1 pseudogene is annotated in these 692 nt (G+C 59.2%); it reads left to right on the top strand.

Annotated elements, in window-relative coordinates:
* Nucleotides 1-76: 76 nt before the first annotated feature.
* Nucleotides 77-601 (top strand): annotated as a pseudogene (locus QQJ84_RS05160) (tyrosine-type recombinase/integrase); the annotation flags it as partial.
* Nucleotides 602-692 lie beyond the last annotated feature (91 nt).

Raw genomic sequence — 692 nt, 5'->3', positions numbered from 1 at the left:
AAAAGAATCCAACCCGACCCGTGGTGTCAAGTAAAATATGTCGGGATATCTACGTACTGATTAATACAATAGTGGCGCACGAATACAGGAAGCGCTCGACCTGTGCCCCGAAGCAATCCGGTTCGAAAGTCCGAACTGCGTGCGCCTGACCGGCAAGGGCCGGAAGGAACGTATCTGCCCGCTTTGGCCGGAAACCGTGATGTTGCTGAAGAAACTGCTTGAACGGCAACCACGGGCACCCGACCAGCAGCTGTTCGTCAACCGCTATGGCGATCCGCTGAGCGCCTCGGGGGTCCGCTTCAAGCTCGCCGCCTACGTGAAGGCAGCGGCCGAAACCATGCCAACGCTGCGGGCCAAGCACGTAACGCCACACGCCTTCCGGCACGCCACCGCCGTGCACCTCATCTCGGCCGGCGTCGACGTTACAGTCATCCGAAGCTGGCTCGGTCATGTCAGCCTCGACACGACCAACCACTATGCCAGGACCAATCTGGAAACGAAACGGAAGGCCCTGGAAAAGGTCACCGTTCCAGCGATACCCGGCGGCCAGCCATCCTGGAAGCGCGATGCCAGCGTGATCGACTGGCTCGACACGCTCTGAAATAATGCGGAGGAACATTGACAAGAACGGCGAAAATCCGCCGATCAGGCCGCGCTCCTCCGCATTATGGGGACCTCGTGATTAGTCAAGC

Origin of the sequence: Acidocella aquatica (genome assembly GCF_030160635.1) — a bacterium.
In the GTDB taxonomy this organism is placed as follows: Bacteria; Pseudomonadota; Alphaproteobacteria; order Acetobacterales; family Acetobacteraceae; genus Acidocella; species Acidocella aquatica.
Note: the sequence above shows the minus strand (reverse complement) of the source record. Positions and strands in the feature narration are given on the sequence as shown.